6 protein-coding genes and 1 pseudogene are annotated in these 7,226 nt (G+C 65.3%); 1 reads left to right on the plus strand and 6 read right to left on the minus strand.

The annotated features are described in order from the left end of the window. Positions 1–123: 123 nt before the first annotated feature. Positions 124–1,296 carry an MFS transporter gene (locus tag A3764_RS09775; RefSeq protein ID WP_067919924.1) on the minus strand — a complete coding sequence of 391 codons (1,173 nt, stop codon included), beginning with the start codon at positions 1,294–1,296 and terminating at the stop codon, positions 124–126. A 158-nt stretch (positions 1,297–1,454) separates the two neighbouring features. Between A3764_RS09775 and A3764_RS09780 the strand changes: the two genes are divergently transcribed. Next, the gene (locus A3764_RS09780; protein ID WP_067921728.1) at positions 1,455–1,961 is read left to right on the plus strand and encodes a YciE/YciF ferroxidase family protein; all 507 of its coding nucleotides are present in this window, start codon (positions 1,455–1,457) and stop codon (positions 1,959–1,961) included. A 43-nt stretch (positions 1,962–2,004) separates the two neighbouring features. Here the strand turns inward: A3764_RS09780 and lpdA are convergent, their stop codons facing one another. The 5 genes and pseudogenes from lpdA to A3764_RS09805 form a co-directional block, all read right to left on the minus strand. Beyond that, a complete protein-coding gene (gene lpdA, locus A3764_RS09785; protein ID WP_067921731.1) occupies positions 2,005–3,399 on the minus strand; it encodes a dihydrolipoyl dehydrogenase in 1,395 nt (464 codons plus the stop codon). A gap of 89 nt (positions 3,400–3,488) precedes the next feature. Further along, the gene (locus tag A3764_RS09790; RefSeq protein ID WP_067921734.1) at positions 3,489–4,073 is read right to left on the minus strand and encodes a DUF924 family protein; all 585 of its coding nucleotides are present in this window, start codon (positions 4,071–4,073) and stop codon (positions 3,489–3,491) included. 81 nt (positions 4,074–4,154) lie between these two features. Then, positions 4,155–5,435, minus strand: a complete 1,281-nt coding sequence (locus A3764_RS09795) for an MFS transporter (RefSeq protein ID WP_067921736.1) — start codon at positions 5,433–5,435, stop codon at positions 4,155–4,157. Between the two features lie 34 nt (positions 5,436–5,469). After that, positions 5,470–6,585 carry a tRNA preQ1(34) S-adenosylmethionine ribosyltransferase-isomerase QueA gene (queA, locus tag A3764_RS09800; protein ID WP_082857966.1) on the minus strand — a complete coding sequence of 372 codons (1,116 nt, stop codon included), beginning with the start codon at positions 6,583–6,585 and terminating at the stop codon, positions 5,470–5,472. A gap of 9 nt (positions 6,586–6,594) precedes the next feature. Beyond that, positions 6,595–7,226 (minus strand): annotated as a pseudogene (locus A3764_RS09805) (AsmA-like C-terminal region-containing protein); the annotation flags it as partial.

Below are 7,226 nucleotides of genomic sequence, written 5' to 3' on the forward strand. Positions count from 1 at the left end.
CGCGCGCGCCGCGCACCTCGATATTCTTCTGCTCAGCCATCCGGACCCCCGTTCACGGGTCTGTACATAGGGGCGGCGGGCGGATTCTCCAATGGGCAAAAGCGAACCAAAGGCGAACATGCGTCAGGGGCCGCGCAGCCGCCCCAACAGCACATGAGCCCCCAGCCCCGCAAGAAAGGCACCCCCCGCCAAAAGCGGCAGCCCGGCAAAGCCCACGCCCGCCACGGCGGCAGCCATGATCGGTGTGCCCATGGTATTGCCGAGGTTGCCCATCTGGGCCATCGCGCCATTGGCGCGGGCCTGCGCCTGCGCTTTATCGTTCAGCTGCGGCACGGCGGCAAAGCTGGCGCCCTGCACCAGCCCCATGGAGGCCGCAAGGGCGATGGCCGCCGCCGGATGCCCCGGCCAGAGCCAAAGCCACGCCATGCAGAGCGCCGACAGAGCAAAACCCAGTTCGATCACCCGCACCGCCGTCATCCGTTTCAGCAGGGCCACGCCCAGCGTCATGGAAACCGCGATCCCGGCCAGCGGCATTGCGCCCATGACCAGAGTACGATGGGCGGCGTCTACATAGGGCGGCAGCACCGTCAGCACCGACACGAAGCTGAAGGTATAGAACAGCCAGCCCGCCGCGGGTGCTACCAGCCGGGGGGAGCGGTATATCTCCAGATGCTGGCGCAGGATCTTGCCCGGCGACAGCGAGGGCGGCGGGCCTTCCTGCGGCAGGCGGCGCAGCCGTGCGGACAAAAGCAGCGCGAACGCCGCGAGGTAGAGCGCATGGGCCAGAAACAGGGCCGGCACCCCGTAGGACTGCGCCAGCGGTCGCCCGGCAAGGGCCAGCACCGCGAAGGCCACGCCAAAGAATGTCCCCCAGAGGGTCAGCGTGAACCCCCGATGCCGCGGTGCGCTGATCTGCGCGATCAGTGTGGGCGCCGCCACCACCACCGCGAGGTGGGATGCCCCTTCGGCGACCCGGCTTGCCAGCATCAGCCACAGCGGCGGCTGCAACGCCTGCAGGAGCGAGATCGCCGCGCCCGTCCAGAGTGCCCAGAGCAGCGCGCGCCGATAACGGATGCGCGCCACCACCAGCCCCGCAACGACGCCGAGCAGGATGCCCACGAAGCCCACCAGTGACACCATGAACCCCAGCGCGGGCCCGACGGCGGGATAAAGCTGCGGCAGCATGTCGAAGATCACGCTGATCTTGCCGTATTGCGCCGCCGCGCCCAGCCCGGCCCCCCAGAGCAGAAGCACGGGGGCGACGGCGGTTCGATGCGGGGTTTGGGGCGGGGTCATGGCCTGCGCCTACCCCCGAAACTGCCCGCCTACAATGCGGGAACCCGCCCAATTTTTCCGTTGCCGCTAACGGCGGGGAACCGGGCCCGCGGGACGCGGTTGGATCCGGGCGGACCATTTGCCGCAGCTCAGTGAACGTAATCAGTAAAGGAAATATCATGGCCAAGCAGAAAACGCTCGATGACCTCTTCCTCGATACGTTGAAGGACATCTACTATGCCGAAAAGAAGATCCTGAAAGCGCTGCCCAAGATGAAGCGCGCCGCCAGCAACGAAAAGCTGGCGCAGGCCTTCGAAAAGCACCATGGCGAAACCGAAGAACAGATCGAACGCCTTCAGCAGGTGTTCGAGATCCTCGGGAAATCCGCCCGGGGAAAGACCTGCGAAGCGATCGAAGGGATCATCTCCGAAGGGGAGGAGATCATGGAGGAGTTCAAGGGCACGCCCGCCCTCGACGCCGGCCTGATCTCGGCAGCACAAGCGGTCGAGCATTACGAGATCGCCCGCTACGGCACGCTGTGCCGCTGGGCCAAGGAACTCGGCATGAAGGACGCCGAAAAGCTGCTGAAACAGACGCTGGATCAGGAAAGCAAGACCGACGCGGATCTGACCAAGCTGGCGGAGAAGACGGTGAACGACGCTGCCAAGGCATCAGAACCCGCCTGACGCCAAGGGCCGGGCCGGTCATCCGGCCCGGTTCCTGAGTTTGTTACATGTGGATGACGCGACCGTAGGCATCCAGCACGGATTCATGCATCATCTCGCTGAGCGTGGGATGCGGGAAGACGGTGTTCATCAGGTCTTCCTCGGTCGTTTCGAGCTGTCGACCGACGACGTACCCCTGGATGAGTTCCGTCACCTCGGCCCCGACCATATGGGCGCCCAGCAACTCGCCGGTCTTGGCGTCGAAAACGGTCTTGATCATGCCGCCCTCTTCCCCCAGCGCGATGGCCTTGCCGTTGCCGATAAAGGGGAAGTTGCCGATCTTGACCTCGTAGCCCAGCTCCTTGGCCTTCGCCTCCGAATAACCGACGGAGGCGACCTGCGGGTGGCAATAGGTGCAGCCCGCGATGCTTTCGGGTTTGACCGGATGCGGATGCTTGCCCGCGATCAGCTCGGCCACCATGACGCCTTCGTGGCTGGCCTTGTGCGCCAGCCAGGGCGCGCCGGCGATATCGCCGATGGCATAGAGCCCATCGACCCCGGTGCGGCAATATTCATCCGTCACCACATGGGTGCGGTCGATCTTGACGCCCAGATCCTCCAGCCCCAGCCCTTCGACGTTGCCGACGATGCCGACGGCGGAAATGACGGTGTCGAACTCATGGGTTTCGACCTTGCGGCCCGCCTCGATATGCGCGGTGACCTTGCCCTTGGCGCGGTCCAGCTTCTTGACCATCGCCTTTTGCATGATCTTCATGCCCTGCTTCTCGAACGCCTTCTTGGCGAAGGCGCTGATGTCGGCGTCCTCCACCGGCAGGACGCGGTCCATCACCTCGACCACGGTCGTATCCGCCCCCAGCGTGTTGTAGAAACTCGCGAATTCGATGCCGATGGCGCCCGATCCGATGACCAGCAGCTTTTTCGGCATATGCGGCGGCTGCAGCGCGTGTTTATACGTCCAGACCTGTTTGCCGTCCGCCTCCAGCCCCGGCAGTTCGCGCGCGCGCGCCCCGGTGGCGAGGATGATGTTCTTGGCGCTCAACTCCTCGGTGCCCTTGTCGGTCTTGACCGACAGCGTGCCTTTGCCCTTCAGGCTGGCTTCGCCCATCACCACGGTGACCTTGTTCTTCTTCAGCAGATGGCCGACGCCGCCGGTCAACTGCTTGGCCACCTTGCGGGACCGTGCGACCACCGCGTCGAGATCATAGTCGACCCCCTCCGCCTTCAGGCCGAATTCCTTGGCCCGGTGCATGAGGTGAAAGACCTCTGACGAGCGCAGCAGCGCCTTGGTGGGGATGCACCCCCAGTTGAGGCAGATACCGCCAAGATGCTCACGCTCCACCACCGCGACCGACAGGCCAAGCTGCGCGGCCCGGATTGCGGCGACATAGCCGCCCGGCCCTGCGCCGATCACGATCACATCATAGGATTTTGCAGCCATTCCGGGACCTCGCGGTTGGTGGGGAAACTAGTTTACCGTTAAACCATCTCCCCGACCGCGACAACCACAGTTGCGCAAGACAGAAGCCTTCAGGCCGCGTGCGCCCCCTGCAACCGGCGCAGGGTGCTGCCGTATCCGCCCTCTTCCACGTAGCTGCGTTCATGGGCGGTGAAATTGCGCGCCAGCGCCTCGTTGCGATAGGGGAAGCGGCCGAACTGGCGGATCACCTCGCGGTGTGCGCGCGCGTGCAGCAGGTTGGACGCACCGGTCTGGGCCATCCTTTCGCACATCAGCCGCACGCAGCGGTCCTGATCACAGAGGTTTTCGGAATGCATCAGGGGCAGGTAGAAGAACTGGCGCGCCGGTTCATCGATGCGCATGTCCCAGCCCTTGTCGATGGCGGCCTTGGCGGCGGCCAGCGCGGCAGCGTCGGTGGCAAAGGCCGCGGCTTCGCCCCGGAACATGTTGCGCGGGAACTGGTCGGTCAGGATGATATAGGCCAGCGCGCCTGACGGATAGGTCAACCAGAGCGCGTATTTACCTTCACGCGCCGCTTGCCACGCGGCGGCGAAACGCTCGCGGATACGGGCGTCGAGGGCGGGGTCGACCTCGTACCAGCCGTCGGGGCCAACCTCGTCCAGCCAGAACTCAAGCACTTCCTCGGGGCTCACCATGCTGCGCACTCCTTTTACGCTTTGCGGTCAGTTAATTACAGTTAATGCCTCTGGCCCGCAGAAACCCAGTCACGAATTGTATCAGCCTGCGCGAATACCGTGATCCGGGCCCTCTTCGGCATCCTGCCCGCTCTCGATCGCATATTCCCGCGCGATTTCAACGGCGACGGGAGTAGCCGACGCATAGATCGGCACGTAGTTGCCGGTTTCGGAGACGGGCACCGCCGGGCGCTGTGTCGCGCGGTAGGCGGCATAGGCGGCGAGCGCGGCAAAGAGCAGCGCGGTAAAGAGGTAAAAGCCCCCCGGTCCCAGCGCCGTGCTCATCATCCAGCCGGTGATGATCGGGCCGGTGATCGCCCCCAACCCGTTGATAAATATGAGTCCGCCGGATGCAGCAGCCATGTCCTCGTGTTCGAGAAAGTCGTTGGTATGGGCAATGAGCAGCGAATAGAGCGGATTCGACATCCCCCCCACCACGAAGGCCGAAACGAGCAGTACCGGAAAGACGTGACCCATCAGCATCCCCAGCACCGAACCGCCCCCGCCGACGACCGAAACGATCACGATCAGCGTGCGCCGGTCCATCCGGTCGGAGACCCAGCCGATGGGGTATTGCAAAATAACCGCACCCACGAAAAACATCGCGACGAAGGTGGAGATCTGGGCAACGGTCAGCCCCGCTTCGGCGCCGTAGACCGACGCCATGCCGAACTGGGCCGAGAATACGCCGCCCAGAAGGAACATGCCCACACACCCCAGGGGCGAGAATCCGATGAGCGCCCGCAGGCTCATGGGCTTTGTCGTCTCGAAGGCGGGCGTGGGGCTGATCGACAGCAGGATCGGCGTCACCGCCACAGACACCAGCACCGAGGGGATGACGAAAAGCACGAAGCCCGAGGGATCCGCCGTCAGCAGCAGCGCCTGCGCCAGAACGATGCCCAGCGTCTGGACGATCATGTAAAGCGACAGCGCCTTGCCCCGGTTGTCGTTGGTGGCGGCGTTGTTCAGCCAGCTTTCCGCGGTGACGTAGACGGCGGAAAAGCAGAACCCGATCAGCACCCGGCCCAGCGACCAGACAATGGTGTTGGGAAAGGTCGGATAGATGATCATCACCGCAGAGATGAGCGAGGCGAGCGCCGCAAAGACCCGCACGTGGCCCACCCGCCGGATCATGCCGGGCGCCATGCGCGACCCGCCGAGGAAGCCCACGAAATAGGCCGACATGACGATCGACATGTGAAAGGTCGAGAAGCCCTCGATGTTGCCGCGGATACCGAGCAGCGTGCCCTGCATCCCGTTGCCGACCATCAGCAGACACATGCCAAGAAGCAGCGCCCAGGCGCTGGAGAGAACAGATACCATGAGCCGAATCCTTTATGGCCGTGTCAGCGCTGCGTTAGTCCTGATGCGGGGGGCGGTGCAAGTCACCTCCTCCCGCGACACCATTTGGCCCGTTCGCGCCGGAGCCGGGCAGCAGCAGGGACGCATCCCCGTATGAAAAGAAGCGATATTCCGCTTCGATGGCATGGGCATAAATCTGCCGGATCCGCTCCGACCCCATGAGCGCGGAGACCAGCATCATCAAGGTGGAACGCGGCAGGTGGAAGTTTGTCATCAGCCCGTCCGTCACGTTGAAGCGGAAACCGGGGGTGATGAAGATGTCGGTGTCGCCTTCCCACGCCGCGATCTCGCCCCCCCGGGCGGCGGTCTCGATCAGGCGGAGCGCGGTGGTGCCCACGGGGATCACCCGCCCGCCGCGGGCGCGCTGTGCTGCGATCTTCGCCGCGGCCTCGGCATCGACGCGGCCCCATTCGGCGTGCATGCAATGTTCGCTGATGTCATCCACCTTGACCGGCAGGAAAGTGCCTGCGCCCACGTGCAGTGTCACATGCACGAACTCCACGCCGTGATCGCGCAGAGCCTCCAGCAAGGCCTCGTCGAAATGGAGCGATGCGGTGGGTGCGGCGACAGCGCCCGCGTTGCGGGCAAAGACCGTCTGGTAGTCGGTCAGGTCCTGCGCATCGGCGGGGCGTTTGGCGGCGATATAGGGCGGCAGCGGCATCGCGCCCGCGCGATTGAGCGCCGCGTCGAAATCCGTGCCGCTGCAGTTGAAGCGCAGATGGCCCTGTCCCTCTTCCACATTTTCCAGCGTGGCTTCGAAGCCGTCGCCAAAGCGCACGACCTCGCCCGGCTTCAGCTTGCGCAGGGGTTTGATCAGCGCGGCCCAGGTGCCATCGGCGCGCGGCTCCAGCAGCGTGACCTCGATCTTGGCATCGACCGGCCCCTGCGCGCTGTCGCGCCGCCGGGTGCCGCCGAGGCGGGCGGGAATCACCCGCGTGTCGTTCAGCACCAGCAGGTCGCCCGGCACCAGCCAGTCCGTCAGGGCCAAAACGCGCGCGTCATGCAGCCCGTCCGCGTCCGCCACCAGCAGCCGCGCGGAGGTGCGCGGCACGGCGGGGCGCGTGGCGATCAGCCGCTCGGGCAGGTCGAAATCGAAATCGCTCAGTTTCATGGCCGCCGATTAGCGACCCACGTTCGCCCCGGCAACCGGTTTGTCTGCCGCCTGTCCGGTTCCCGCCGGTGCCCGCACGGCGGGGGCCTCTTCCCCGGCCACGGGGGGCAGCTCCGGCGGGTCGCTGCGGAAGAGATCGCGGAACATGCCCGGCGTCAGCGCCGAGAGCGGATTGACCGAAACCTCCGGCGCTTTGACCGTACCGCCCAAGGCATAGGAGAAGCCGAACAGCCCCTCGCCCTTGCGGGTGAACAGACTGCCGATGCTGTTGAGCATATAGACAGGAGAGACCACGCCCTGCAGCGCCAGCCGCCCACTGTCCAGCGCATAGACGCCATCCATGGAAATGCCCATGGAGGCGCCCGTGGCGCTGGCTTCGGTCAGCGTCAGCCGGTCCGGCGTGAGGCGAAAGGCGGCCTCGACCGCGTCGAAATAGATCCCGTCGCCGTTCAGTTCGTTGATCAGCCCCACCACCGACACCGCGTTCAGCAGGGCCGCGATGGCGGGCGCGTCGCGGATGCGCAGATCGCCAACCTGCAGCTGACCGTCGAAGGCCCCGCCCGATCCCACGGGCACCAGCACGAGGTTGAGATCCCCGCCCACCACCTGCCGCGCCACCGAGGCGCTGCGCAGCACGCCGC

Origin of the sequence: Sulfitobacter sp. HI0129 (assembly GCF_001635395.1) — a bacterium.
Lineage (GTDB): Bacteria > Pseudomonadota > Alphaproteobacteria > Rhodobacterales > Rhodobacteraceae > Sulfitobacter.